The sequence below is a fragment of the Oryzibacter oryziterrae genome, from assembly GCF_021864535.1.
In the GTDB taxonomy this organism is placed as follows: Bacteria; Pseudomonadota; Alphaproteobacteria; order Rhizobiales; family Pleomorphomonadaceae; genus Pleomorphomonas; species Pleomorphomonas oryziterrae.
In genome coordinates this window covers 30,285-57,119 of record NZ_JAKJIC010000011.1, presented here as the reverse complement: position 1 = coordinate 57,119, position 26,835 = coordinate 30,285, and the positions used below count along the sequence as shown (strand labels likewise).

Here is a 26,835-nt window from a genome sequence, read left to right as displayed (position 1 = left end):
CCTCATGCAATTTTCGGCCGGCGCTCGGTGCAGATGCCATGGCGCCGCCGTATACGGATCTAGCTCCCGGAGGTCGGGCTCAGATCGCGGATCTGGACCTGTCTGGCCATGGCGCGCACGTCGTCCGGTTCGGGCAGACGCGGGCCGATGAAGCCGAGTTTGGCGGTTGCGAAGGCCACGGCCCGGCGGGCCAGGGCTTCGAGCGAAAGATTGTCGGCCAGCGAGGTCGCGATGCCCGCCACCATGGCGTCACCGGCACCAACGGTGCTGAGCGCCTGCACCACCGGCAGCTTGGCCGCCAGCACATGGTCGCCGCGCAGGAAGATCGCGCCTTGCTCGCCGAGCGACACGACCACCAGTTCGATGCCGCGCGACGCCAGCTGGCGTGCAGCGGCGACGATGGCCTCTTCGGTCTTCAGCGGCTCGCCGAAATAGGTCTCGAGTTCCAGCCGGTTCGGCTTGATGGCGTAGGGCAGATCGGCAGGCTTGGCCGCCAGCGCTTCCGCAAGCGGCGCGCCGGACGTGTCCAGCACCACGCGCACCTTCAGCTTGTTGAGATCGGCAATCAGCGCCGCCCATGTCGAGGTCGGCAGACCCGTGGGGACCGAGCCAGCCAACACCACGAGGGCGCCGGGCGTGATCTCGCGGGTCAGGTTGGCCACCACGCGGCCTTGCGTCTCCGCATCGAAGGGCAGGCCGGGCAGGTTGATGTCGGTGGTGGTGCCGGTCGAAAGGTCGGCCAGCTTGATGTTGGTCCGCGTCTCGCCGGGATAGCGGATGAAGCGGTCCTCGATGCCCTTGTCGGTGAAGAAGTCGGCGAATCGGCTCTCGTTGGCGCGGCCCAGCACGCCGGTGGCGATCACCGGAATGCCCCAATCGGCCACGCAACCGGCCACATTGATGCCCTTGCCGCCAACGGTCATCAACGCATCATTGGCCCTGTGCACCTTTCCGGGCCGCAGCACGTCGAGGGTGACGGTCAGGTCCACGGCCGGATTGAGCGTGACGGTGGTAATGGGCGGGATCATTTTCGATCTCCGATCTGCAGGCTGCCTGTGAAGTGCCCGCAGTCTAGCCTCGTTCCAATGTTTGCCCAGTGGTCAAAATGGCCAATTTCCTCGCGCCGCGCGCAGGCGGCATCGCCGGACACGACGGAAAGTGGCAAACATTTGGACCTATCACTCATGACGCCGGGCTCTGGAACGCGGGAACTCATCATTCCCGTGAAATCAATTTCAACGCTTGTGCCGTTACTATCACAAGCCAAGTTACCAAAAACTCGGCACTAACGCGTATCGTCACCGTCCCATATTTATCAACCGCAGAATTCTGCCTGAAATCGATTTCAACACTTCTACGAAGAACACCCGATGACGGCCCCTAGCGGCCATCGGGAGGCTTTGCGGCTACCGTCAACAAGGCGAGTCAGCGCTGCAGAAGGGGCGACGGCCGCGGTCGCCGCCAGATTCGCACCGCAATGCATGCCTCAGAGCGGCCGACCAAGCTTGCGCTCCACCATGCGCTTCTCCCAGTCCGCCGTCAGGAACGGCACCTTGTCGAAGACCATGAGCCCGTGGAAGGCGATGCCGACACCCCATCCCAGCGCCGGCCAGGCCGCCCAGATGTAATGCGGGTTGGTCAGGATGTTCACCACGAACAGTACGGTGATCACCAGGACATATTGCATCAGGTGAACATAGAACCGTTTGACGCGGCGGACGTGGGCGAAGGCCAGCGCTTCCTCGTTCTGGCTGGAAATGGGCGAAGCGGCGATCATGTCTGTCTCCTGTTGCAGCAAGTCGGAAATCTCGACCTCAAGGACAGACGCGAGCGCCTTCTGGCTTTCCAGGCTGGCTTTGTCTCCGCTTTCAATCCGCTGGATTGTTCGCACGCTGAGCCCGCTGACGGCCGCCAGTTGTTCCTGCGACCATCCCTTTTGCAGTCTGAGCTTTTGAACCAGCATGGCATCTGTCCTCTCGTTCGACAGCCAGGAGATAGAGGCAGAAGACACGCTGCCACCACGTCAGCCACCCGTCAAACCCGCCACTGTCATGACGATGGCGGGTCCCTGACGGGCTTGCAGGCGAAGCTGCGAGAGGGATGGAGACCGGGCAGGCCGCCCGGCCTTTGGCCTTGTCAGAACTTCAGATTGCTCGGTACCGCCGCAGGCGCGGCGCTGGCCGCCGGCGCCGCCGAATCGTGGGGCAGGGCGCGACCGTCGAACAGCGACACGCGCAAGCCCGTCGCCAGGCCATCCTTCTCGGGGATCACCGCCGCGAAATAGGCGCCGCAGGTGCCGAGCAACTGCGCCACGCCCACCGCGCCGGTGACCGGGCTGCGGGCGAAGGCGCCAATGGCCGCCTCGCGGGCGTCGAGATCGCTGCCGGCCGAACGGTCACAGGCCGCCGAAGTCGACAGCACCATGTTCGGCGCTTCGATGATCGCCTTGATGGTCTCGCCGAGCTTGCCGACAATGGCTTCCTTGGGAACCGGCTTGGCAAACTCGATGTCACGGCTGAGGAAGTAGACCTTCTGGTCGGCACCCGATCCAATGGCAGCAAAGGAGGCCTTGTCGGTGAAGGCATCCGTCTTGCCGGCGCATTCGGTCAGACTGCCGGACGTCTGGCAACCACCCACGCCATTGGCAAAGGTCTGCGACGCCGCGCTCGCGCCATCGCCGAGATGCACGCCGAGCACGCTCGACTGCTTTGCGATCGCGTCGATATCCGCGTCCCCCAAAGCCTTGGCGGGCGTGATGAGCGAATCGAGCATGGCCTTGTCGGCCGCGCTCGCCTTCGGGGCCTCGACGGCTGCCACCTGCTGCTGGGGAACCTCAGCCGTTGCGATTGCCGGCGCGGCTTCCGCCGCCGCAGCCGGAGCGAAGTTGGTGACCGGAACGGCCACCGGCTGCGGCGCCACGGCCACCGGCACCATGCCTTGCTGTTGCGCCGGAGCGACCATGACAGGCGCCATCGGTGCCATCTGCGGCTGGCCGGTCATCGGTGCGAAGACATAGGCTGGCGGCGTGTCCACCGGTCCGCCGCCCATGGCAACGCCGATGCCGGCCTGACGCATCAGCTCCGAGTATTGTGGCTGCGTCAGCGTGCCGGTCGGCTCGTTGCCGAGGCTGATCTGGAAGTTGCGCACACCGGAACGGGTCCGGTTCCCCGGCACGCCGTCGGGTCGACCGACGCTGATGCCCACTTCATTGAGCGCCTGCTGCACGTTCCGCCAATAGGCCGTCACCGCGGGGTCGACCACCACCACGCGCGGCGCCCGATAGACATGCCGCGGCTGATTGTTCATCTGCGAGCCGACGATCGTGCCGATGATGCCGCCGGCGATCATGCCGCCGACAAAGTCGCCACCGTTCGCCATGGCGCCGCCGACGTTGGAGAGGCTGAGGGCGCAAGCCAGCGCGCTCGCCGAGCAAAGCTTCGTGAGATCGGTCTTCAAGATGAACTCCTCGAAAAAAGAGATGATCCAAACGCAGACTTGAACAGGGGAGAGGCCCGAGCGGGGCGTAGAAAAACGGATCGGACAATCAATCATATGCCAGCGCGCAATTGCTTGCCATTGGGAACACAACCACATGCACGCGGAAAATGCCATCGTCGTTTCGATGTTGTTGCTGCGCAAAGACGGTCGGCCTTGGGCAGGGCAAAATGACGGTCATTCACAGCCAAGGAGCCTTCCCAATGACCGAAGCCACCGCCGAAATCACCGCCGTGCTCGATGTGCGCGGTCTGCCCTGCGCCAACCGCCGCGCCATCATCTTCGGACACTTCGATTCGCTGGTCCCCGGCCAGGCCATCGAGATCGTCAACGATCACGATCCCGTCGGTCTGAAGTCGCATTTCGCCGAGCGTGCCCCCGGCGGCTTCGGCTGGCGCCCGCTTGAGGCTGGCCCCGACGTCTGGCGCATCGAGATCGCCCGCAACTGACGGTCCTTTACGTCAGTCATGCCGATTTCCAGTCTCCGGCTTTCCGTGCTATCGGCGTCAACCCGATCCAGAGGCAAGCCGGAGTACTCATGACCTGTCCCCTTGCGTTCGTCCTGTCCCGCCTTGCGCACCGGGCGGTCTAGCCATGGGCGTCCTTTCCCTGCGCCACCCGGGCGGCACCGGCGCCCCCATGCTGCTCGTGCACGGCTTCGGCGCCGACCATCTCACCTGGTCGGCCAACCAGCCGGCCTTGTCGGCGGCCGCTGACGTCTGGTCGCTTGATCTCCCCGGCCATGGCCAGACCCCTGCTACGGCCGACGAACCCACGCTCGACGCACTTGCCGGCACCGTCGCCGCTGGCGTGGACGACGCGGGCCTGCGGTCGGTCGATCTCGTCGGCCACTCTCTCGGTGGCGCCATCGTCGCGCGCCTTGCCGAACTGCGCCCCGATCTCGTCCGGTCCCTGTCGCTGATCGCACCGGTCGGCCTCGGCGCCACCGTCAACATGACCTTCCTCGCCGAGTATCCCGTGCTCACCGACCCGGCGATTGCGGAAGACCTGCTGCGCCATCTCGTCTCGCGTCCGCGCCTCATCAACCGGATGATGGTGTCCTATGTCCTTGCCGGCCTCGATACCCCCGGTCGCCGCCCCGCATTGACGGCCCTTGCCACCGCCATGCCAGCCATCTTCGCGCAAGCCCGCGCCTGTTTCGACCGCATCGCCACCACCGACCTGCCGCGCCTGGTCATCTGGGGCGAGGGCGACCAGATCCACGCGCTCGACCGTCCACGCCTTCAGGCCTTTGGCGGCAACACTCTGATCCTGCCGGAGTGTGGTCACATGCCTCATGTGGAGCACGCCATGATCGTGAACCGTCTGCTGACTGCCTTCGTCGGCGCGCTCGCCGCTTGACGGGTCGGCAACTGCAAGCTTGGATGCGACGACTTCAGATACCCGGATTCCACAATGTCCAAGACGACCCGTGCCACCCAGTTCCTCGATCGCGCCAAGGTTTCCTACGAAGTCCTCACCTATGACTACGACCCGGGTGCCGACCGGATCGGCATGCAGGCGGCGGAAGCCATTGGCGTCGAGCCCCATCGTGTCCTGAAGACGCTGATGGCCAAGGTGGATGGCAAGCCTGTCTGTGTCGTCGTGCCTTCCGACAAGGAAGTGAGCATGAAGAAGCTGGCGGCCACCTTCGGCGGCAAGACCGCGGCCATGATGCCCCCCGCCGACGCCGAGCGTCTGACAGGATACCATGTGGGCGGCATCAGCCCGTTCGGCCAGAAGCGCCTGGTGCCCACCGCCTTCGAGGCGGCGGCCATGCAGGAGCAATCGGTCTACATGAATGGCGGCCAGCGCGGCCTGCAGGTTCATCTGGCTCCGGCCGACGCCGTACGCGCGCTCGACGCCAAGGTTGCTCCGCTGATGGCCGATTGAGCCTCGCGCCTGCGCGGTGTCACACCGCCGCGCGGGCCGTCGCGCTCTTGATCCCGACCACGCGTTCGCCGGCGATGCGGGCGAGGGCCTCGTTGCCCGTCATCGGCTTGCCGTAGAAATAGCCCTGGATGTAGCGGCAGCCCAGCGTGCGCAGAATGATCACCTGCGCTGCGGTCTCCACGCCTTCCGTCACGCACATGCAGCCGAGATTGCGCGACAGGTCGATGATGGTGCGGATCAGGTCGCGACTGACCTTGTTGGCCTCGATCCCGCCAATGAAACTGCGATCGATTTTGATCTTGCTGAGCGGCAGCTGATGCACATAGGCGAGATTGGACTGCCCGGTGCCGAAGTCGTCCAGGGCGATCGAGCACCCCAGCGCGATCAACGCATCAAGATTGGCCTGCGCCACCGCGGCATCCTTCATCACCGACGTCTCGGTGATCTCGAAACTGATCCGGGCCGGATTGATCTTGGCCGTATCGATGATGGCGGCCAGGCGTTGCCCCATGTTCTTCAGCGACAGATCGTGGACCGACAGGTTGAAGGACAGCCCCACGTCGTCGGGCCAGCGATGCGCCTCGGCTAGTGCCTTGCGGAACAGGATCTCGGTCAGGCGGCTGATCATCCCCGAACGCTCGGCAATGGCAATGAAGGTTGCCGGGCCGATGCTGCCCAAGGCCGGGCTGACCCAGCGCGCCAGCGCTTCAAAGGCGATCGTCTTCTGCGTGTCCGTGTCGACGACCGGCTGATACATCAGGTGCATCTCGGCTTCGAGATTGGCAGCCTGCAGCGCCTGCTCGATGCGCGCTTGCTCGGACAGCTTTGCCTCATGCGAGCCGGAGAAAATGGTCGACTGGCCTCTGTTGTAATGCTTGGCGAAGTAGAGCGCATAGTCGGCGCGCTCGAACAGGGCCGCGCTGGCCCGCCCGTTTTCCGGAAAACGCGCAAAGCCGCAAGAGCCCGAAACGCGCGCGACGATGCCGCTCAGGTTGATCGGTTTGCGCAAAGCCGTACTCAGCTGGTCGCCGATCGCGTGCAACTCGTCGTCACTGGCGGCGCCGGAGATGATGACGCCAAATTCGTCGCCGCCGAGACGCGCCAGAAAGATGCGTTCGGAAGCCGCCGCTTGCAGCCGCAGGCCGGCCTCGATCAGCACCTTGTCGCCGACGGCGTGGCCGAAGGCATCGTTCACCGGCTTGAAGCCGTCCAGATCAATCACACCGACAACGAAAGCCCCGCCCACGGCCTGCGCCTGTGCAACGCGCTGTTCCAGCTCGTAGAGAAAGCGCCGGCGATTTGGCAGTCCGGTCAACGCATCGAGGTTGGCGAGACGGAAGTTCTCGTCCGACAGGCGTCGAGCGCTTTCCGTCTGCACCAGCAACTGCTTGCGCGAGGAGATGAGGCTGGCAAAATCCCGATAGTAGGTCAGCAGCACCGTCAGCATCGCCCCGGAAACCAGCGCGAAGTTGATGGCAATGGCCGTCAGGACGATGGACCCGCGCGTGCCGAAGAAAACCAGGAAGGCCGGCACCACGGCCGCGATCAGTCCCAGAGCCGCCGCCCGCAGATGCATCAGGCAGAAGACGATGCCGATCAGCGTCAGCGACATGTAATAGGCCAGGTGCATGTGCCGTTCCATGTCGCCATAGGGATAGAGCGACAGGCTCCAGACGGAGAAGGCAATGCCCAGCAGCACGGCGAGTGCAATCGTGCTGTTCAGTCGGCGCACCGCGATATTCGTCGGAATCTGGCGCCTGTGCGTACCAATCCAGCCCAGGAACCGCTTGAGGCACACTGCGAACAACGCACAGGGAACGCCCACCGTCAGCCACGCCGGCGCCATGTGGTAATGCGTCACCGAAACAGCGACCGTGTTCACAAGCAAAATGAAGTAGAGCAGGGGGATCTGATGGGCAAAGGCTGCCAGCTGAGCCTGGGCGAGCTCCGGATCATGCCGTGGAAACGAGAAACGGAAACGGGACATTCGGCAAGCTGCCAACTCTGCTGGGGCCGCGGGGACCCCGGGCTGTTCACATTTTGTGCGAGGATACTCGGGAGGTATGGTGGTCCGTGAATATTAACGTCCGGTGTATAGGTAAAAATAATGAACGAGCTGCGATTGTATTTGAACATTCAGATGCATGGCAAACGCTGCGTGCCTGATCATTTCGTTGCACAGAGCGATTGTGACGGATACACGGCTGTCATGAACTCATTCTATCCATGACCTGGAATTTGCCGGCGTAGCATTACGGGGAGCGGACCGTGCTGAATACCGAAATACCCGGCTTCGTCTGGGCTTACCGCTTCGATGGGACGGGCTCCAAGGGCGTCGCCCTGCCGGCGTCGACCAAGGGGCTCGATCTGGTCGTGCCGGAAGGCTTCGTCTGGTTGCATCTTGCCCTCAGCGATGCCCGCGTACCGAAGTTTCTGGAGAGCATCGCCGGCCTTCCGGTCGAGGCACGCGCCACGCTGACCGATCGCGACACGCACGTGACGCTGGCCACTGACGAGGGCGTGCTGCACGGCGTCTTCACCGACCTTGAACGCGCCTTCGACTACGAGACCCACGACATCGGCTGGTTCCGCTTTGCCGTCACCGGCCGGCTGATCATCACCGCCCGCCTGCATCCGCTGCGCTGCATCGAGGCTACGCGTCTTGCGGTCGAACGCGGTCTGTCGCTGCGCGAACCGGTGGAAGTGTTCGAATCCATCGTCCGCGAGTTCGAGCGGGTGGTCGATGGCCTCGTCGCCGACATGCGCGACGAGCTCGACACCATCGAGGACTATGTCTTCGAAGTGGCCCCGCGCGATGAACGCCGTCGCTTGGGTCCCGTGCGCCGCACAGTGGTGCGCCTGAACCGCCAGCTGCGCGCCTCCATCTCGCTGTTGCGCCGGGTCGGCCACGACGCCGATTCGCATGAGCTGCCCGCCGGCTCCGTCGATATGGCCGAGCGTCTGGTCGAGTATCTCGGCCCGGTCTACCAGGAGATCCAGTCGCTGCAGGATCGCGCCCGCCTGCTGCACGAAGAAATCGACTCCAAGATCTCCTCGGAAACCAACCGTCACCTCTACATCCTCTCGGTCATGACCGCCTTCATGCTACCGCCGACCCTCGTCACCGGCTTCTTCGGCATGAACACCGGCGGCCTGCCATTTGCCGGCGAGCATTTCGGAACTTTCCTGGCCTTTGTGCTCGGCTGCGCCTCGGTCGGCGGCGCCTGGTGGTTCCTGAAGCGGGCCGGCATCCTCTGAACGGCACTGTGCCCAACAAAAAAGAGGCCCCGTCCCTTTGGAACGAGGCCTTTTCAGTCTGGGTCCGCGCCCCCTTTGCGCAGACCGGAGGGTCTACATGCCGAGGGCCATTTGCATGTGGCTCTCGGTGTTCCGCATTGGAATTTCTCACGCATCTGTTGCAGGTGAGAAATTGCAGATGATCTCAACGAGCCGATGCGACAGCATCTGAGCGAGTTGGCCAAAGGGTTCGGATCATCCCCGTCCCCCAACGGGGATGATCCGGATGGCGGGGCGGGCAAGGAGAAGCTGCTGCCCGCCGCGCCATGTTTCGAGTAGAGCCTGACCTGAAACTCGCCGGGCTGCGGCAGTTGGCGTTGGTTTCGAGAACCGGAACGGAGCGAACTTGAAGTTCGTGAGTACCGGAAGCACAGAAATCGAAGCCAGATGCCTAGCCCAGTAGAGTTTCGAGGCAGGCTCTCAGGCCACCCGGTCGCGCGGCGTACTGCCGGCGAAGAAGGCCTCGAGATTTTCCAGAACCCGCCAGCCCATGGCCTCGCGGGTCGAGGCGGTGGCACTGCCCAGATGCGGCAGCAGCACCACGTTCTCGCATTCGTAGAGATCGGTGACGATGCGCGGCTCGCCCTCGAACACGTCGAGGCCGGCACCCTTGATCACGCCCTTCTTGAGGGCATTGGCCAGTGCCACCCCGTCGACCACCTCGCCGCGCGCCGTGTTGACCAGAATGGCCGTCGGCTTCATCAGGCTGAGGCGCGCGTCGTTGATCAGGTGATAGTTGTCCTTGCCGCCGGGCATGTGCAGCGAGACGACGTCGGCTTCCTTCAGCACCTCCTCGATGGTGGCGCGCTGCTCGGCCCCTGTCTCCGCTGCCAGTTCCGGCTTCACCGGGAAGGGGTCGAAGTAGATCACCTTCATGCCGAAGCCGAAATGCGCCCGCTTGGCCGCCTCGCGCCCGATCCGCCCGAAACCGAGCACACCGAACACGCCGCCCGACACCTTGGTGCCGATCATGTGGGTCGGGCGCCAGCCCGTCCACTTGTGGGCGCGCACTTCGCGCTCGCCTTCGCCGGCCCGCCGCGCCGCCATCAGCATCAAGGTGATGGCAAGGTCGGCGGTGCATTCGGACAGAACTTCCGGCGTGTTGGTGACGGCAAGCCCCGCCTTCCTGGCCGCTTCCGTGTCGATGTGGCTGTAGCCGACGCCGTAGCTCGCGAGGATCTTCGCCCGCGGGTTCTGAACGTCGAGCACCGCCGCATCCACCTTGTCGGAAACGGTGGGACAGACCGCGTCATAGTCCTTGAGCGCCTGCCGGATCTCAGCCCCGCTCATCGGCACGTCGCTGACATTGAGCGTGACGTCATAGAGCTGCTTCAGCCTGTCTTCGACCGCCGCCGGCCACTTCCGGGTGACCAGAACCTTCTTCTTATCCGACATATCGGTAGCCTCTAGCTGTTGCATTCCTGGCTTTTGTTTTCATCGTCAATTGCAGGTCCGTGACCGATATCTCTCGGGTTTAAAGTAATTCCGCGAAAAGCAGTCGTTATTCCAACGCTGTTGCCCGCTGAAAAGTCAATGCCACGTACTTCGAAGGCGTGACGAAGAGCTTGACGAGTTGCAGGAATTGGAATGCGTTTTTCAGATTCGAAATCGCCAATTGTTCTGGCAGAAACTTGCGCTGTTTCACTTAATTTATCTCTGGTCATATTGAGTGCTGCACGGGCCATACGGCATTGCGCCGGGCTCAGATCATTGATTTTCGACATCAGATAATCCCTTGTTTTGCCTCCATCAAAGCAAAGTAGAGATTAGCAATGTTTCCAGAAAATGGCAATCTTGCTGATTCTATTCGGCGGCTGCCCTCATTCCCAGCATTCCCTGCACCGTCGAGCCGAACTCGGCGGGCGTGGGGACGATGGTTACCCCGCAGGACTTCAAGATCTCAACCTTTTCCGCAGCACTTTCGCCGACCGACGACACGATGGCGCCGGCGTGGCCCATCTTGCGGCCCTTGGGCGCCGAGAGGCCGGCGATATAGGCGCAGACCGGCTTGGTCATGTGATCGCGGGCATACATGCCGGCTTCCACTTCCTGCGGCCCGCCGATTTCGCCGATCATGATCACGGCATCTGTCTCGGGATCGTTCTCGAACATTTCGAGGATGTCGCGATGCGAGCAGCCGTTGATCGGGTCGCCGCCGATGCCCACCGAGGTGGAAACGCCGATGCCGATTTCCTTGAGCTGGCTCGCCGCCTCATAGCCCAGCGTACCGGAACGGCCGACAATGCCGATGCGGCCAGGCAGGTAGATGTGGCCGGGCATGATGCCCACCAGCGCTTCGCCCGGGGTGATCACCCCGGCGCAATTCGGCCCCAGCAGGCGCATGCGGGCTTCCGCCTTGTAGCGCTTCATGTAGCGCTTGACGCGCATCATGTCCTGGGTCGGGATACCGTCGGTGATGACGACGCAGACCTTGATGCCGGCATCGGCCGCTTCCATGATCGAGTCGGCGGCGAACGGCGGTGGCACGAAGACGATGGAGGTGTCGGCGCCGGTGGCTTCCACCGCGTCCTTCACCGTGTTGAACACCGGCTTGCCGTGGGCTTCCGTGCCGCCCTTGCCGGGCGTGACGCCGCCGACCACGGGCGAGCCGTAGCGGATCATGTCTTCCGCATGGAACGAGCCGATCTTGCCGGTGATGCCCTGGACGATGATCTTCGAATTCTTGTTGATGAGTACGGACATGGCACTGGCTCCTCAGGCTGCGGACTTGGTGGCCGACTGGGCGGCGGCGACCGACAGGCGGGCAGCCTCGGCCAGGGTCTTGGCGGAGATGACGTTGATGCCGCTCTCCTCGATGATGCGGCGGCCTTCTTCCACATTGGTGCCCGCCAGGCGGACCACCAGCGGCAGTTCCAGCCCGGCCAGCTCCACCGCCTTCACCACGCCCTGGGCCACCCAGTCGCAGCGGTTGATGCCGGCGAAGATGTTGACCAGCACGGCCTTCACATTCTTATCCTGCGTGACAAGGCGAAAGGCCTTGGCGACACGCTCGGGCGTGGCACCACCTCCGATGTCCAGGAAGTTGGCAGGTGCCCCGCCTTCCAGCAGGATCATGTCCATGGTCGCCATGGCGAGACCGGCACCGTTGACGATGCAGCCGACGTCGCCGTCGAGGCCCACATAGGATAGGCCACGGTCGGCCGCCTGCGTCTCGCGTGGGTCTTCCTGGCTCTTGTCGCGCAGCTCGGAAATGTCCGGGTGGCGGAACATGGCGTTGTCATCGAAGCTCATCTTGGCGTCGAGGGCGATCAGCTGGCCTTCCTCGGTGAAGACAAGCGGATTGATCTCCAGCATGATGCCGTCCTTGTCGCGGAAGGCGCGATAGGCTCCGAGGATCACGCGGGTGGCGTCGGCAATCGCCGAGCCGGGCAGGCCGAGCTTGAAGGCCAATTCGCGGGCCTGGAAGGCCTGCATGCCCACCGCCGGCTCGACGGAGATCTTGACGATGCTCTCCGGCTTGGTCGCCGCCACCTCTTCAATGTCCATGCCGCCTTCGGTCGAGCCGATGACGATGACACGCTGCTCCGAGCGGTCCAGCACGAAGCCGAGATAGAGTTCGCGGGCGATATGCACTCCGCCTTCCACATAGAGGCGGTTGACCATCTTGCCGGACGGGCCGGACTGATGCGTCACCAGCTTGCGGCCGAGCATCTTCTCGGCGGCTTCCTCGACGTCGGATTCCGACTTGCAGACCTTGACGCCGCCCGCCTTGCCACGACCGCCGGTATGCACCTGCGCCTTGACCACCCACACCGAACCGCCGATTTCGCGCGCCCGGTAGGCCGCCTGCTCGGGGCTGTAGGCAAGCCCGCCCATCGGAATGGGGACGCCGAACTTGGCCAGGATCTCCTTGGCCTGATATTCATGAATGTCCATGGTCGTTTTCCCTCGGCAGTGTTTTTCAGGCGGAGACCGGGTTCACCTTGTCTCTGTCCCTCTCCCGCAAGGGGAGAGGGGACGCGGCTGATGCCACGCACCTGGCTGGATTGGCTGTTCTCTCAAGTTCTGCTCATCGTTCCCTCTCCCCTTGCGGGAGAGGGGGGGCGTCTCCGGCTCCGCAGAGCCTGATCTGAAATTCGCTGGGCTGCGGCAGATGCCCGGCCCAGTAGAGTTTCTGGTCAGGCTCTCACGCGGCCTTGGCGTTCTGCGTGGCCTTCGCTGCGATGGCGTCGGCCACGGTCACCACGTTCTGCGCCATGCGGGCGGAGGCGGCGTCGATCATGCGGCCGTCGAGCGAGGCAGCGCCCTTGCCCTGGGCGGCAGCTTCCTCGAGGGCGATGAGAATGCGGCGGGCGCGGTCCACTTCTGCGGGCGGCGGGGAGAACACGTCGTTGGCAAGAGCGATCTGGCTGGGGTGGATCGCCCATTTGCCCTCGCAGCCGAGGACCGCGGCCCGCTTTGCGCCCTTGATGTAGTCTTCGGGGGAGGAGAAATCGCCGAAGGGGCCATCGATGGCGCGCAGACCATAGGCGCGGCAGGCCGTGACCATGCGGTCGATGGCGGCATGCCACTGGTCGCCGGGATAATCGGGATTGAGACCGCCGATCACCACCGTGCGGGAGCGACGCGAAGCGGCGAAGTCGGCAACGCCGAAGTGGAGGGCCTCAAGCTTGCGGGAGGATTGGGCAATGATCTCCACGTTGGACATGCCGAGGGCGGTCTCAATCAGGGCTTCCAGGCCGATCTCGTTCTGGATGTTCCGGCCTTCGCGGATCTGCGCCACCATCGCTTCCACCATGTAGACGTCGCCGGGGACGCCCACCTTGGGGATCAGGATGGTGTCGAGATTCTCGCCGGCCTGTTCGACGACGTCCACGACGTCGCGATACATCCAGTGGGTATCGAGACCGTTGATGCGCACGCACATGGTCTTGCCGCGGGCGCGCCAGGGAATTTCGTTGAGCGCCTTGATGATGTTCTCGCGGGCCGGCACCTTGTCGTTGGGCGCCACGGCATCCTCAAGGTCGAGGAAGATGAAGTCGGCATCGGACTCGAGCGCCTTGGCAAACATGGCCGGGTTGGACCCGGGCACCGCGAGGGTCGAACGCTGAACGCGAGTCTTGACGGGCTTGTACTGGGTGAAGGACATGATGAGGCTTTCCTTGCGTCCGATACCCCCCTCTCCAACTCTCCCCCTCAAGGGGGGAGAGGGATCGAGGCTGGGATCGATCGCAACATTTGAGTGGTGTTGAGACGAGGGGATCGCTTCTCTCTCCCCCCTTGAGGGGGAGAGTTGGAGAGGGGGGTATTCCCTCACGCCGCCTTGGCGGCTTCGATATTCCGGCGGCCGCCATACCAAGTCTGGCAGGCTGCGACGCCGGAGCCGAGCTCTATGTCGGCACCGCAGTCCACCAGCGACATCTCTGCTGCCGCCACCGCGCCGAGCAAGAGCAGCTCCGAGGTCGCGCCGAGATGGCCGATGCGGAACACCTTGCCCGAGAGCTTGTTGAGGCCCGAACCGAAGCTCACGCCATAGCGGTCGAAGGCATGGCGGATCACTTTCACGGCGTCGATATTGGCCGGAACCTTGATCGCCGACACCGTGTCCGAATGCCACTTGGGCTCCTTGGCGCAGAGCTCGTAGCCCCAGGCCTCGATCGCCTTGCGCACGCCGGTGGCGATGTGATTGTGCCGGGCGAACACATTCTCGAGGCCTTCCTCGAACATCAGGTCGAGCGAGGCGCGCAGGCCCCTGAGCAGCGTGGTCGCCGGCGTATAGGGGAAGTAGCCGTCCTTGTTGGTGCGCATCATGTCTTCGAAGGAGAAGAAGCAGCGCGGGAACTTCGACGACTTGTGTGCTTCGAGCGCCTTCTGGCTGACGCAGATGATGGCGAGGCCGGTCGGCAGCATGAAGCCCTTCTGCGAGCCCGACACGATGCCGTCGACGCCCCATTCGTCCATGCGGAAATCGATGGAGCCCACCGACGACACGCCATCCACATAAAGGAGGGCAGGGTGCCCCGCCGCGTCCATGGCCTTGCGCAGACCGGCGATGTCGGAGGTGACGCCCGTGGCCGTCTCGTTCTGCGTCGCCAGCACGGCGCGGATGGTGTGGCCCTTGTCCTTGGCGAGAATGTCGTGGAAGGTCTCCACCGGCACGCCTTCGCCCCATTCGCAGTCGACGACCACGGTCTCGAAGCCGAGACGCTGGCACATGTCGGCCCACAAGAGCGAGAACTGACCGAAGGTGGAGATCAGCACCTTGTCGCCCGGGTTCAGCGTGTTGGTCAGCACCGCTTCCCAACCGCCGGTGCCGGAAGACGGATAGATGAAGGGCTGGCCGGTCTCGGTCTTGAAGACCTTCTTCAGGTCGGCGAACAGCGGCAGCGTCAGCTTCGGAAAGTCCGGCGAGCGCATGTCCTCCTGCGGCAGGTTCATGGCGCGGCGCACCTGATCGGGCACGTTGGTGGGGCCGGGAATGAAGAGGCCGGTGTGATAGCGCATGATCGTCTTGTCCCTCCGAAGTCGCTTGTTAGCGAATACTGACTTCCGAAGCGAACTCTCCCGTCCGTGCCCAAGATCATTTTCAGATCAGGCTCGCTAAGGACTTGAATTGTTCGGCTTCCTCCTGAAAATGATCCTGCTGCCGAAGCGTTTTCGGGAACAGTTCGTTTTTCTTCAGGGCATCAAAGGGAAATCTTAAGGGACTTTGCGGATGGCTTGGGATGCCGGCCTAAAAGGCGTTTTATAAGGTATTTCCGGGATCTGATTGAACTTGTCTATCAATCGACGGATTTTGACTGCGACGCCCGGTCGCGTTTTGTCATTCCTCCGGTGCGAAATCAGCAGACGACTTGCCTTGTCTGCTCCATGTTTCGGGCAGCGAAACGGATGGCGGATCGATTCCGTGGGGAGGGCGCATGTATCTGGTGCAGTTCATCGCCGTGGTGTCGCTGATGGAACTCACGCCGGGCCCCAACATGGGCTACCTCGTGGTCCTGTCGTTGACCCAGGGGCGCCGCGCCGGCCTCGCAACGGTCGCCGGCGTCGCCACCGGACTGACGGTGCAGGCCGTGATTGCCACCGTCGGCTTCGGCGCCATCATCGCCGATCATCCTCCGCTCTATCAGACGATGCGCTGGCTCGGCATCGCCATGCTGGCCTATCTCGCGGTCGAGGCCTGGCGGGAAGAACGCGAGAAACCCTCCGAGGACAGTCTCGCCGCCGATCTGGGGCGCCACTTTCTGCGCGGTTTTCTGACCAACGTGGTCAATCCCAAGAGCCTGGTGTTCTTCATCGCCGTCATCCCGGACTTTCTGCCCCCGCCCCCGGATGCGGCCCTGCATGACATGATCATCCTCGTCGCGATCTATCTTGCGATTGCCACGGCGGTTCACCTCGCCCTGGTGCTGGTCTCCGCGCGCATTCGGCCCTGGCTGTCATCGGGCCGCAATCAGACACTGGTGCGGCGGGCTTCGGCGGTGGCGCTCGCCGGCATGGTGGTCTGGCTGATGCTCGGCACCTGATTGGCTTCCGGCCCTCACCGGGCCGAGATGCTGCGCAGCCAGTCGCCGAAGGCCCGCACGATCCGCGAGCCCGCCTTGGCCTCCGGATAGACATACCAATAGCTGGTGCCCGAATTGAGCGGCAGGTCGAACAGCACCTTGAGCTTGCCCGATTTCAGTTCCTCCTCGATCAGGAAGCGCGGCATCAGTGCCGCCCCGAGCCCGGCCACCGCCGCCTCGGCCACCATGGCGAACTGGTCGAATCGCGGCCCCCGGAAGGCCAGCGCCGACGGTGCGCCGGCCAGATCCAGCCAGTCGCGCCAGGCCGTCGGACGCGTGGTCTGGTGGAGCAGGGTTATGTTGACGAGATCCGCCGGCGCGCCGATCTCATGGCTCGCCGTCAATCGGGGCGAGGCCACCGGCAGCACCTCCTCCGGGCACAGCGCCTCGCAGATCGCCCCCGGCCAGGTCGCTTCGCCGTGGTGGATCGCGGCGTCCAGCGGATCGTCGGCAAAGGAGAAGGGCTCCGATCGCACCGAAAAGTTGATCGTCGCGCCCGGATGTCCGTCGAGAAAGCCGCTCAGCCGCGGCAGCAGCCAGCGCGCCGCAAAGGTCGGCAGCACCGCCAGATTCAGCACCTCGGCCGCCCCCGCCGTCGCCATCACCCGCTCCGTCGCCGACGCCAGCTGCCCCAGCAGCTTCTGCACGTCCTTGTAATAGCTGCGCCCCCCGTCAGTGAGAAAGACGCGCTGGTTCACCCGCTCGAACAGATCGAGCCCCAGATCGGCCTCCAACTGCCGGATCTGCCGGCTCACCGCCCCTTGCGTCAGATGCAACTCATCGGCCGCCCGCGAGAAACTCAAGTGCCGCGCCGCACTCTCGAAGGCGGTCAGCGCCGACATGGACGGCAGGAACAGACGAGCCATGGTCATCCCACTTCATGAGAAATACTCATGATCCTACCATAAATCATCGTTTGCGGGGAATGATCTCTCCGGTGATAAACGCATCACACTGTCAGGGGAACTGCGTGGGATTTCGGTTGGCATTCTCGCCGCCGAGGAGTTCGACCGGAGACCGCGTTACCCCCCTCTCCAACTCTCCCCCTCAAGGGGGGAGAGAGCCCTAGATGGTTCCAGCCATAGCCTTTCGACCTAAAGAGGTTCTGGCGTGAACCGCGCGCATTCTCTCTCCCCCCTTGAGGGGGAGAGTTGGAGAGGGGGGTAACCCAAAGAAACGAAAGCGCAGTCCCTTCAAGGTTGCGCCAACTTTTGCGCCGTCCCCCGGCCCACACACCCAGCCCCAAGAGGCCCCCATGACCGCGTCCGCACTTGCCGCTGAAACCTCCGAAATCCTCGCCCGCCTCGGCGTTGCCGCATCCGCCTTCACCGGCGGCACCATGACCGTGCGCTCGCCCATCTCCGGCGAGGTGATCGGCGCGGTCAAGGAAGCGTCGGCCGCCGACATGTCCGCCGCCATCGGCCGAGCCCATGACGCCTTCCTCGCCTGGCGCAAGGTGCCCGCACCCAAGCGCGGCGAGCTGGTGCGCCTGTTCGGCGAGGAACTGCGCGCTGCCAAGGCCGATCTTGGCCGCCTCGTCACCATCGAGGCCGGCAAGATCACCTCCGAAGGCCTCGGCGAAGTGCAGGAAATGATCGACATCTGCGATTTCGCCGTCGGTCTCAGCCGCCAGCTCTACGGCCTCACCATCGCCACCGAGCGCGCTTCGCACCGCATGATGGAGACCTGGCATCCGATCGGCGTCGTCGGCATCATCTCCGCCTTCAACTTCCCCGTCGCCGTCTGGTCCTGGAATGCGGCGCTCGCCTTCGTCTGCGGCGACTCCGTCGTCTGGAAGCCGTCCGAGAAGACCCCCCTCACCGCGCTCGCCGTGCAGGCGCTCTATGAGAAGGCCGCTGCCCGCGCCGGCGCGCCGGCTGGCCTGTCCGAACTCGTCATCGGCGGCAAGGCCGCCGGCGAGGCGCTGGTCAACGACACCCGCGTGCCCGTCGTCTCCGCCACCGGCTCCACCGCCATGGGCCGCGCCGTCGGCCCGCGTCTGGCCGAACGCTTCGCCCGCGCCATCCTTGAGCTTGGTGGCAACAACGCCGCCATCATCGCCCCCAGCGCCGATCTTGATCTCGTCGTCCGTGGCGTCGCCTTCGCCGCCATGGGCACGGCCGGCCAGCGCTGCACCACGCTGCGCCGCCTCTTCGTCCACGACAGCATCTATGACGCCCTCGTCCCCCGCCTCAAGAAGGCCTATGGCTCCGTCAAGGTCGGCGATCCCCGTGAAGCCGGCGTGCTGGTCGGCCCGTTGATCGACAAGGCCTCCTTCGATCGCATGCAGGGCGCGCTCAGCGCCGCCAAGGCCGCCGGCGGCGTCGTTACCGGTGGCGAGCGGACGCGCGAGGATGTGGGCGCCGATGCCCACTACGTCCGTCCCGCCATCGTCGAGATGCCCGGCCAGGCCGACGTGGTGAAGACCGAGACCTTCGCCCCCATCCTCTATGTCATGCGCTGGTCCGATTTCGACGAGGTGCTGAAGCTGCACAACGACGTGCCGCAGGGCCTGTCGTCCTCCATCTTCACCAACGACCTGCGTCAGGCTGAAACCTTCCTGTCGGTGGTCGGCTCCGATTGCGGCATTGCCAACGTCAACATCGGCCCCTCCGGTGCCGAGATCGGTGGCGCCTTCGGTGGCGAGAAGGAAACCGGCGGTGGCCGCGAGGCCGGCTCCGACGCCTGGAAGGCCTACATGCGCCGCGCCACCAACACCATCAACTACGGACGCGACCTGCCGCTGGCGCAGGGCGTCAGCTTCGACGTGGAGTGAGCCGATGACGATCCGCGTGGTGGTGGCCGGTGCGACCGGCTGGACGGGCAGTGCGGTCGCCAAGGCCGTGCTGGCCGCCGAGGATCTGGACCTCGTCGGAGCGGTCGCCCGCTCCGTCGCCGGCCAGGACGTGGGCACGGTGCTCGGCGGCCCCGAAGCCGGCCTCAAGGTCTCCGCCACGCTCGCCGAGGCCTTGGCCGCCGGCGCCGACGTGCTGGTCGACTACACCAAGCCGCATGTGGTCAAGGCGCATGTGCTCGAAGCTGTCGCCAAGGGCGTTGCCGTCGTGATCGGCACCTCGGGATTGTCCGCCGACGACTATGCCGAAATTGCCGCCGCGGCCGACAGCGCCGGCGTCTCGGTCTTCGCCGCTGGCAACTATTCCATCACCGCCACGCTGATGACCAAGTTCGCCCTCCTGGCCGCCCGCTATGTCGCCGACGTCGAGGTCATCGACTATGCCTCGGCAAAGAAGCCCGACACGCCCTCGGGTACCGCGCGCGAGCTGGCCGAACGCCTCTCCGCCGTCCGTCTTCCGTCCACTGCCAAGCCGGTCGCCGAACTTGGTGGCGTCAAGGAAACACGCGGCGGACAAATAGGCGACGTTCAGGTCCACTCCGTGCGACTTCCCGGTTACATTCTGTCCTGCGAGGCGCAGTTCGGTGCGCCCGACGAGCGCCTCGTCATCCGCCATGACGCCGGCTCGTCCGCCGCGCCCTATGTCGCAGGCACACTGCTCGCCGTCCGCCGGGTCCGTGAAGTCAAGGGCTTGCGCCGCGGCCTCGATTGCCTGTTGGATTGAACATACACGCTTGCGATTGTCATGGTCCGCGAAGGCGGACCATCCATGCAGTCAAAAGCAAAAGAGTAGAATGCAATATGAAGTCGGGATGAACTGCGACGAGACCGGATGTCCGAAGTGAACCCGAATCTGGTTTGACCTTCGGACTTTCCTTGCCTGTGACTGCTTGGATGGTCCGCCTTCGCGGACCATGACAAGCGGATGGGGCGGGAAACGCCGGCTGGCTTGCGAATAGTCTTGGCCATACCGACATCGAACTGGAGTTTGGTTCCGTGACTTCTCAAGCAAAGCCCCGCACCGGTGGGCAGGTTCTCGTCGATCAGCTGATTGCCCAGGGCGTCGAACGCCTCACCTGCGTGCCCGGCGAAAGCTATCTCGCCGTGCTCGACGCCCTGCACGACGCCTCCATCGACGTGATGATCTGCCGCAACGAGGGCGGGGCCGCCATGATGGCCGACGCCTATGGCAAGCTCACCGGAAAGCTGGGAATCTGCTTCGTCACCCGTGGTCCCGGCGCCATGAACGCCGCCCACGGCGTCCATATCGCTGCCCATGACTCGACCCCGATGGTCCTGTTCATCGGCCAGGCCGAACGCGGCATGCTGGAGCGCGAAGCCTTCCAGGAGATGGACTACAAGGCCGTTTTCGGCTCCGTCGCCAAGTGGGTTGTCGAGATCAATCTGGCTGAACGCATCCCCGAACTCATCGCCCGCGCCTTCCGCGTCGCCCTGCAGGGCCGCCCCGGCCCGGTGGTGATCTCGCTGCCCGAGGACATGCTGCTCGACACGGTCGAGGTCGCCGACGCGCCCGTGGTCGAACCGGCGGAAACCTGGCCCGGCCTGCCTGATATGGTGCAGCTCCAGAAGCTGCTCTGGGCTGCAAAAAAGCCGCTGGTCATCCTTGGCGGCACTCGCTGGACCGAGCGCGCCCAGCGCGAGATCATCCGCTTCGCCGAGCGTTTCGATCTGCCCGTCACCACCGGTTTCCGCCGCGCCAGCCTCTTCCCGGCCGATCATCCCAACTATGCCGGCGACGTGGGCATCGGCCCCAATCCCAAGCTCGCCCAGCGCGTCAAGGACGCCGACCTGCTGATCGTCATCGGCAGCCGCATGAGCGAGATGCCGTCCTCGTCCTACACGCTGATCGGCATCCCCACGGCAACGCAGACGCTGGTGCATATCCACCCGGATCCGCAAGAGATCGGCCGCGTCTACCAGCCGGCGCTCGGCATCATCGCGTCGCCGCACGCCTTCGCTTCGGCGCTCTCCACCGTGCATCCGCCGGTGCAGATCCCCTGGAGCGAGCACACCGTCTCCGCCCGTGCCGACTTCCTCGCCTGGACCGAGGTGCCGCTCAAGGTGCCCGGTGACTTCCAGTATGGCGAGGTCATGGTCTGGCTGCGCAACCGCATGCCACCCGAAACCATCGTCTGCAATGGCGCCGGCAACTATGCCATCTGGCTGCACCGCTACTGGCGCCATAAGCGCTTTGCCACGCAGGTCGCACCGACCTCCGGCTCGGTCGGCTATTCCATTCCCGCCGGCGTCATGGCCAAGCGGCAGAACCCGGACAAGCCGGTCGTCGTCTTCGCCGGTGACGGCTGCTTCCTGATGAACGGCGCCGAATTTGCGACCGCCGTTCAATACGATGCGCCCATGGTGGTCATCGTCGTCGACAACGGCATGTACGGTACCATCCGCATGCATCAGGAGCGCGAATATCCGGGCCGTCCGTCCGGCACCTATCTCAAGAACCCCGATTTTGCCGCCTTCGCGCGCGCTTTCGGCGGCCACGGCGAGACGGTGCGCACCACGGACGAGTTCGCGCCGGCCTTCGAGCGGGCGCTCGCCAGCGGCAAGCCGGCCATCATCCACTGCTTCATTGACCCGCAGGCGATCACGCCCGCGCGGACGCTGGACCAGATCGCCGGTCGCGCGCCCTGAGGGCGCTGGCACCGGTGCAATGAGCCGATGCGTCAGCATCCTGGCGAATTGGAAAAGACAAGCGATGTCCGGGCAAGACCTCCCGGTTCGGGCGTCGCATGGGGAACAACAAGAACGAGATCTTGCAGCATGCTCAGCTATGACGTCGTGATCGTCGGCGGCGCCGTCACCGGCTCGTCCACGGCCTACCATCTTGCGTCCAATCCGGACTTCAAGGGCCGCATCCTGGTGATCGAGAAGGATGCCTCCTACCAGCGGTGTGCCTCCGCCCTGTCGGCCGCCTCCATCCGCCAGCAATTCTCCACAGCGGTGAACATCAAGATATCGCTGCATGGAATCGACTTCATCCGCTCCATCGGTGAGCGCCTGGAAGTGGACGGCGACAAGCCCGACATCGGTCTGAAAGAGGGCGGCTACCTGTTCCTCGCCACCGATGCGGGTCGTGAGATCCTCAAGGAAAATCACGTCCTGCAGACCGAACTCGGCGCCGACATTGCCTTCCTCGAGCCTGACGGCCTCAAGGCCACCTTCCCCTGGCTCAACGTCGAGGATCTCAACTCCGGCGCCTATGGTCGCACGGGGGAGGGCTGGTTTGATGGCTACGGCCTGATGCAGGCCTTCCGCCGCAAGGCGCGCTCGCTCGGCGTCGAGTACCGTGCCGCCAACGTGGTCGCCTACAAGCGAGACGGCAATCGCGTCACCGCCGTCGTGCTTGACGATGGCACGGAGATCGCCTGCGGCACCGTGGTCAATGCGTCTGGTGCCGACGGACGCAAACTCGCCGCCACAGCGGGCATCGACATTCCCATCGAAGTGAAGAAACGCATGATCTTCACCTTCAAGGCCGAAGATCGCATCGACAACTGCCCGCTGCTGATCGACCCCGACGGCACCTATGTACGACCGGAAGGCGAGGGCTTCATCTGCGGCTGGGCGCCGCCGGAAGAACAGGACCCCGAGGTCTACAACGACTTCGAGGTGGATTGGTCGCTGTTCGAGGACCACATTTGGCCGACGCTTGCCACCCGCATTCCCGCCTTCGAGCGCATCAAGACCGGTCGCGCCTGGGCCGGCTATTACGACATGTGCGCTTGGGACCACAACGTGCTGATCGGCCCCATGCCGGAAGTACCGAACCTGTTGTTTGCCAACGGCTTCTCCGGCCACGGTCTGCAGCAGTCGCCCGCCGTCGGTCGCGGCCTCTCCGAGCTGATCATCCACGGCCGCTATGTGACGCTCGACCTCTCCGACCTAGCCACCACTCGCTTTCGCGAGGGGCGCAAGGTCAAGGAAAAGAACATCGTCTGAGAGCGTTGCCCGAATTCGAGCATGTCCGGACCGTCGGCACAGCCGGCGGTCTTTTCGTTTCACAACCTGCGCGCAGGTTGCAATCCAATTTCGGTTGTATCATGGTGAACAAATCGAGATCGGAAGCAGCAGCGCCGACCCAGCGGTGCGACCGGGAAAGATTGGCTGTCCCGGCTGTGGCGAGCAGCCCTCGCTCTTGATGAAGGAGTCCAGACGATGCGGTTCAAACCGTGGAAGCTGGAAGTCACCGTCGCGAAGACTGCGGACCGCTGGATCATAACGGTCCGCATAACACTTCGTAGGTGACTAAAGGAGCGGGCGGATGCGACCGCCCGCTCCACTCCCGACTATACCTCATTCATGGCAATTTTCAACAATTACGGCGTGTAGGCGCGGGGTTGCTAGATGCATCTTGCTGCAATCGCTGATATCGTGAACAAATCGAGATCAGAAGCAGCAGCGCCACCCCAGCAGCGCGACCGGGAAAGATTGGCTGTCCCGGCTGTGGCGAGCAGCCCTCGCTCTCGGTGAAGGAGTCCAGACGATGCGGTTCAAACCGTGGAAGCTGGAAGTCATCTTCGCGAAGACGGCGGATCGCTGGGTTGTAACGATCCGCCTAACTTTGCGTAAGTGACTAAAGGAGCGGGCGGCGGCAATCCGCCCGCTCCACTCCCGATTATAGACAAAACCGCCCAAACTTCAAGATTGCGCTTTCCTCGCGCCGATCACATCAGGCCGTTCACGCGCGGCTTCACTTCGGTGCCGAGCAGTTCGATGTGGCGCAGCGCATTCTCGTGCGTCAGCGTCGAACCGTTGAGCAGCATGGTGATGCGCTTCACACCGCCGAGCGACTCGTCGATGTGGAGCATCTTCGCCGCCACGGTCTCCGGATCGCCCACCAGGAGCGCCCCGAGTGGGCCGCGCTGGGCGTCGAAGCTGCCGCGCGTTGTCGGACCCCAGCCGCGTTCGGCACCGATCTTGTTGAAGGTGCGCTGATACTCCGGCCAGAGAATGTCCGCCGCCTTTTCCGTCGTCTCGGCCACGAAGCCGTGGACATGCACGCCCACCCACAGCTTGTCCGGGCTGTGCCCGGCCCGGCGACCGGCCTCGCGATAGAGATCGATCAGCGGCCGGAAGCGGTGCGGCTCACCCCCTATGATCGCCACGATCAGCGGCAGACCAAGCGCGCCGGCGCGGGCAAACGACTGCGGTGTGCCGCCGACGCCGATGATGACGGGCAGGGGGCTCTGCACCGGCCGCGGATAGACGCCTTCACCCTTGAGCGGGGCGCGATGTGTGCCCGACCAGTGGACATTGATCTCGTCGCGCACGGTCAGCAGCAGGTCGAGCTTCTCGGCGAACAGCGTCTCGTAGTCCTTGAGGTCGAAGCCGAACAGCGGATAGCTCTCGATGAACGATCCGCGCCCCACCATGATCTCGGCGCGACCGTTGGAGATCAGGTCGATGGTGGCGAACTGCTGGTAGACGCGGATCGGATCGTCCGAGCTCAGCACCGTCACGGCGCTGGCGAGGCGGATGTTCTTGGTGCGCGCGGCCGCTGCGGCCAGCAGGATGGTGGGCGCCGAGGCGAGATACTCCTCGCGGTGGTGCTCGCCGATGGCGTAGACGTCGAGCCCGACCTTGTCGGCCATCTCGATCTCTTCCAGAAGCTCGGCGATCCGCTTCGCGTCGCCGCTCGGGCTGTCGTGGGTCCACTGGGTCGAGACGAAGCTGTCGATTCCGATTTCCATATGCTATGTCCAATCTGAGCTGTCCGGGAATGACGGAGGCGGTGCGCTTTGCACCGACGGTCGCGAGGAGCCCGGCATTTGTCTTCGCCCTACATATAGTGCACTCATTGTTCGCTGGGCGTGAACAAGGTGTCGCCGAAACCGTGACTGTGCCGCCTGTGCGATTCCCCTATGGTTCGGCGACCCGTCGTTGACGCGAATGGCGGTCCTCAAGGAGGCTGACATGGCAAAGGTTCTTGTTCTCTATTATTCCGCTTATGGCCACATCGAGACGATGGCGAATGCCGTTGCCGAGGGTGCCCGCTCCGCCGGCGCCACCGTCGATGTCAAGCGCGTGCCCGAGCTGGTGCCCGATGATGTCGCCAAGGCTTCCTATTACAAGATGGACCAGGCCGCTCCCATCGCCAAGGTTGAGGAACTCGCCGACTACGACGCCATCATCATCGGCGCCGGCACCCGCTTCGGCACTGTCGCCTCGCAGATGCGCAACTTCCTCGACCAGACCGGTGGTCTGTGGTTCCAGGGCAAGCTCGTCGGCAAGGTCGGTTCGGCCTTCACCGCCTCCGCCACCCAGCATGGCGGCCAGGAATCCACCATCCTCGGCCTGATCCCCACCTTCCTGCATCACGGCATGGTCTACGTCGGTCTGCCCTACGCCTTCCAGGGCCAGATGGGCGTTGAGGAAGTCAAGGGCAGTTCGCCCTATGGCGCCAGCACGCTGACCGACGGTGACGGTTCGCGTCAGCCTTCCGCCATCGAGCTGGAAGGCGCCAAGTTCCAGGGCGCCCACGTCGCCAAGATCGCCGCCAAGATGTTCGGCTGATTGTTCTGCTGATCCGAGAAGCCGCCGCGCGAGACCCGTCTTGCGCGGCGGTTTTCTTTTTCTATCGCAACGCCTTACGACACCGCCCGCCGGTTGCGGACCCACAAGCCGAGCAGCGTGCCATTGGCGTCCACATCGCCGTCCCGCCGGTAGCCGCACTGCTCTGCCAGCCGGATGGATGCCGTATTCTCCGGCGTGATGATCGCGATGGTCCTGTCGTCCATCAGATTGGCATCGGCCCAGGCCAGGCACGCGCCCAGCGCCTCACGCGCATAGCCCTTGCCCTGCGCTTGCGGTGCGAGAATCCAGCCGGCCTCGGGCACACCCGACACGGGCAGCTCATAGGGGCGATGGAAATCGGCGAGGCCCATTTCGCCGATATAGGCGCCGGTCGCCTTCTCCTCGACGCCCCAGTAGCCAAAGCCGAGCAGCGGCCACAGCCCGCCGTAGCGCAACAGGCGCATCCAGCTCTCGTGCTCGTTCGCCGGCTTGCCGGAAATGAACCGTACGGCCTCGGTGTCTCCCCAGATGGCCGACAGCGCCGGGAAGTCCGCACGGGTGATGGCCCGCAGCACCAAACGGTCGGTGACTATCGTTGGTGCAGAGTATGAGACCCTTTGTGGCATGTGCCCTCCCAGACCGGTATACTCTTGTGCCATAACAGATTCGCAGGAGAATGCGGCATGCGGTGCCCCTATTGCAGCAACGAGGACACCCAGGTGAAGGACAGCCGCCCCACCGAGGACGGCACTTCCATTCGCCGGCGTCGCGTCTGCACGGCCTGCGGCGGACGGTTCACCACCTTCGAGCGGGTGCAGCTGCGCGAGCTCGTGGTGGTCAAGCGGTCGGGCCGGCGCGTTCCCTTCGATCGCGACAAGCTGACCCGCTCGGTTCAGATCGCCTTGCGCAAACGCCCGGTGGAGCCCGAGCGCATCGAGCGCATGATCACCGGCATCGTCCGCCAGCTGGAAAGCCTTGGCGAGAATGACATCGAGGCCGGCCAGATCGGCGCATTGGTGATGGAAGGCCTCAAGACCCTCGATCCCGTCGCCTATGTGCGCTTTGCCTCCGTCTATCGCGACTTCCGCGAGGTGAAGGACTTCGAGAGCGTCCTCGGTGAGCTGAACAGCGAAAACGACTAGAGATGTCTTCGACCAGGTTGCATGACCTGGTCGCCCAGCTTCAGCACCAAATCCTTGTTTGAATTGAACTCCACATCGG

The 26,835-nt window shown here is 64.2% G+C and carries 24 protein-coding genes; 11 read left to right on the top strand and 13 right to left on the bottom strand.

Translation table 11 applies throughout. The features are described from left to right. Positions 1–59 precede the first annotated feature (59 nt). The 3 genes from pfkB to L2I41_RS13015 all read right to left on the bottom strand — a co-directional run bounded on the left by pfkB (position 60) and on the right by L2I41_RS13015 (position 3,456). On the bottom strand, positions 60–1,028 hold the full coding sequence (gene pfkB, locus L2I41_RS13030) for a 1-phosphofructokinase (protein WP_237154006.1): 969 nt from the start codon (positions 1,026–1,028) through the stop codon (positions 60–62). A gap of 458 nt (positions 1,029–1,486) precedes the next feature. Then, entirely contained in the window at positions 1,487–1,963 is a 477-nt protein-coding gene (locus tag L2I41_RS21700) for a 2TM domain-containing protein (RefSeq protein WP_476191809.1), read from the bottom strand. A gap of 173 nt (positions 1,964–2,136) precedes the next feature. After that, positions 2,137–3,456 carry a peptidoglycan-binding domain-containing protein gene (locus tag L2I41_RS13015; RefSeq protein WP_237154005.1) on the bottom strand — a complete coding sequence of 440 codons (1,320 nt, stop codon included), beginning with the start codon at positions 3,454–3,456 and terminating at the stop codon, positions 2,137–2,139. A gap of 242 nt (positions 3,457–3,698) precedes the next feature. On the opposite strand from L2I41_RS13015, the gene L2I41_RS13010 reads away from it, so the two are divergent. The 3 genes from L2I41_RS13010 (at position 3,699) to ybaK (ending at position 5,388) form a co-directional block, all read left to right on the top strand. Further along, a complete protein-coding gene (locus L2I41_RS13010) occupies positions 3,699–3,944 on the top strand; it encodes a DUF2249 domain-containing protein (RefSeq protein WP_237154004.1) in 246 nt (81 codons plus the stop codon). A 145-nt stretch (positions 3,945–4,089) separates the two neighbouring features. After that, positions 4,090–4,857 carry an alpha/beta fold hydrolase gene (locus L2I41_RS13005; RefSeq protein ID WP_237154003.1) on the top strand — a complete coding sequence of 256 codons (768 nt, stop codon included), beginning with the start codon at positions 4,090–4,092 and terminating at the stop codon, positions 4,855–4,857. A gap of 54 nt (positions 4,858–4,911) precedes the next feature. Next, positions 4,912–5,388 (top strand): Cys-tRNA(Pro) deacylase, encoded by a 477-nt coding sequence (gene ybaK / locus L2I41_RS13000; protein ID WP_237154002.1) that lies wholly within the window; start codon positions 4,912–4,914, stop codon positions 5,386–5,388. A gap of 19 nt (positions 5,389–5,407) precedes the next feature. On the opposite strand, the gene L2I41_RS12995 is transcribed toward ybaK, so the two are convergent. Beyond that, the gene (locus L2I41_RS12995; RefSeq protein WP_237154001.1) at positions 5,408–7,375 is read right to left on the bottom strand and encodes a putative bifunctional diguanylate cyclase/phosphodiesterase; all 1,968 of its coding nucleotides are present in this window, start codon (positions 7,373–7,375) and stop codon (positions 5,408–5,410) included. Positions 7,376–7,656: 281 nt separating this feature from the next. On the opposite strand from L2I41_RS12995, the gene L2I41_RS12990 reads away from it, so the two are divergent. Next, positions 7,657–8,646, top strand: coding sequence for a transporter (locus L2I41_RS12990; RefSeq protein ID WP_237154000.1), 990 nt, complete (start codon positions 7,657–7,659; stop codon positions 8,644–8,646). A gap of 459 nt (positions 8,647–9,105) precedes the next feature. Here L2I41_RS12990 and L2I41_RS12985 read toward each other — a convergent pair whose 3' ends face one another. The 6 genes from L2I41_RS12985 to L2I41_RS12960 form a co-directional block, all read right to left on the bottom strand. Continuing rightward, the gene (locus L2I41_RS12985) at positions 9,106–10,080 is read right to left on the bottom strand and encodes a 2-hydroxyacid dehydrogenase (RefSeq protein WP_237153999.1); all 975 of its coding nucleotides are present in this window, start codon (positions 10,078–10,080) and stop codon (positions 9,106–9,108) included. An 11-nt stretch (positions 10,081–10,091) separates the two neighbouring features. Further along, on the bottom strand, positions 10,092–10,409 hold the full coding sequence (locus L2I41_RS12980) for a helix-turn-helix domain-containing protein (RefSeq protein WP_237153998.1): 318 nt from the start codon (positions 10,407–10,409) through the stop codon (positions 10,092–10,094). Between the two features lie 79 nt (positions 10,410–10,488). Further along, positions 10,489–11,388, bottom strand: a complete 900-nt coding sequence (gene sucD, locus L2I41_RS12975; RefSeq protein ID WP_237153997.1) for a succinate--CoA ligase subunit alpha — start codon at positions 11,386–11,388, stop codon at positions 10,489–10,491. A gap of 12 nt (positions 11,389–11,400) precedes the next feature. After that, positions 11,401–12,582, bottom strand: a complete 1,182-nt coding sequence (locus tag L2I41_RS12970) for a malate--CoA ligase subunit beta (protein ID WP_237153996.1) — start codon at positions 12,580–12,582, stop codon at positions 11,401–11,403. Positions 12,583–12,832: 250 nt separating this feature from the next. Continuing rightward, complete coding sequence (locus L2I41_RS12965) at positions 12,833–13,795, bottom strand: HpcH/HpaI aldolase/citrate lyase family protein (protein ID WP_237153995.1); 963 nt, start codon at positions 13,793–13,795, stop codon at positions 12,833–12,835. A gap of 164 nt (positions 13,796–13,959) precedes the next feature. Next, positions 13,960–15,150 carry an aminotransferase class V-fold PLP-dependent enzyme gene (locus L2I41_RS12960; protein WP_237153994.1) on the bottom strand — a complete coding sequence of 397 codons (1,191 nt, stop codon included), beginning with the start codon at positions 15,148–15,150 and terminating at the stop codon, positions 13,960–13,962. Positions 15,151–15,566: 416 nt separating this feature from the next. Here L2I41_RS12960 and L2I41_RS12955 point away from each other — a divergent pair, with 416 nt between their 5' ends. Further along, entirely contained in the window at positions 15,567–16,172 is a 606-nt protein-coding gene (locus tag L2I41_RS12955) for a LysE family translocator (protein ID WP_237153993.1), read from the top strand. Between the two features lie 14 nt (positions 16,173–16,186). On the opposite strand, the gene gcvA is transcribed toward L2I41_RS12955, so the two are convergent. Then, positions 16,187–17,083: a transcriptional regulator GcvA gene (gene gcvA / locus L2I41_RS12950; RefSeq protein ID WP_237153992.1), complete on the bottom strand. Its 897-nt coding sequence runs from the start codon at positions 17,081–17,083 to the stop codon at positions 16,187–16,189. Between the two features lie 383 nt (positions 17,084–17,466). Here gcvA and amaB point away from each other — a divergent pair, with 383 nt between their 5' ends. The 4 genes from amaB (at position 17,467) to L2I41_RS12930 (ending at position 23,040) form a co-directional block, all read left to right on the top strand. After that, entirely contained in the window at positions 17,467–18,987 is a 1,521-nt protein-coding gene (gene amaB / locus L2I41_RS12945) for an L-piperidine-6-carboxylate dehydrogenase (protein WP_237153991.1), read from the top strand. A 4-nt stretch (positions 18,988–18,991) separates the two neighbouring features. Continuing rightward, a complete protein-coding gene (gene dapB / locus L2I41_RS12940) occupies positions 18,992–19,789 on the top strand; it encodes a 4-hydroxy-tetrahydrodipicolinate reductase (protein ID WP_237153990.1) in 798 nt (265 codons plus the stop codon). A gap of 272 nt (positions 19,790–20,061) precedes the next feature. Then, the gene (locus tag L2I41_RS12935; protein ID WP_237153989.1) at positions 20,062–21,732 is read left to right on the top strand and encodes a thiamine pyrophosphate-binding protein; all 1,671 of its coding nucleotides are present in this window, start codon (positions 20,062–20,064) and stop codon (positions 21,730–21,732) included. A gap of 129 nt (positions 21,733–21,861) precedes the next feature. Further along, positions 21,862–23,040 carry an NAD(P)/FAD-dependent oxidoreductase gene (locus tag L2I41_RS12930; RefSeq protein ID WP_237153988.1) on the top strand — a complete coding sequence of 393 codons (1,179 nt, stop codon included), beginning with the start codon at positions 21,862–21,864 and terminating at the stop codon, positions 23,038–23,040. Positions 23,041–23,765: 725 nt separating this feature from the next. On the opposite strand, the gene L2I41_RS12925 is transcribed toward L2I41_RS12930, so the two are convergent. Next, on the bottom strand, positions 23,766–24,791 hold the full coding sequence (locus L2I41_RS12925) for an LLM class flavin-dependent oxidoreductase (RefSeq protein ID WP_237153987.1): 1,026 nt from the start codon (positions 24,789–24,791) through the stop codon (positions 23,766–23,768). 223 nt (positions 24,792–25,014) lie between these two features. On the opposite strand from L2I41_RS12925, the gene wrbA reads away from it, so the two are divergent. After that, positions 25,015–25,614, top strand: coding sequence for an NAD(P)H:quinone oxidoreductase (gene wrbA, locus L2I41_RS12920; RefSeq protein ID WP_237153986.1), 600 nt, complete (start codon positions 25,015–25,017; stop codon positions 25,612–25,614). A 74-nt stretch (positions 25,615–25,688) separates the two neighbouring features. Here the strand turns inward: wrbA and L2I41_RS12915 are convergent, their stop codons facing one another. Next, positions 25,689–26,240 (bottom strand): GNAT family N-acetyltransferase, encoded by a 552-nt coding sequence (locus L2I41_RS12915; RefSeq protein WP_237153985.1) that lies wholly within the window; start codon positions 26,238–26,240, stop codon positions 25,689–25,691. 57 nt (positions 26,241–26,297) lie between these two features. Here L2I41_RS12915 and nrdR point away from each other — a divergent pair, with 57 nt between their 5' ends. Beyond that, the gene (nrdR, locus tag L2I41_RS12910) at positions 26,298–26,756 is read left to right on the top strand and encodes a transcriptional regulator NrdR (RefSeq protein WP_237153984.1); all 459 of its coding nucleotides are present in this window, start codon (positions 26,298–26,300) and stop codon (positions 26,754–26,756) included. Positions 26,757–26,835: the final 79 nt, after the last annotated feature.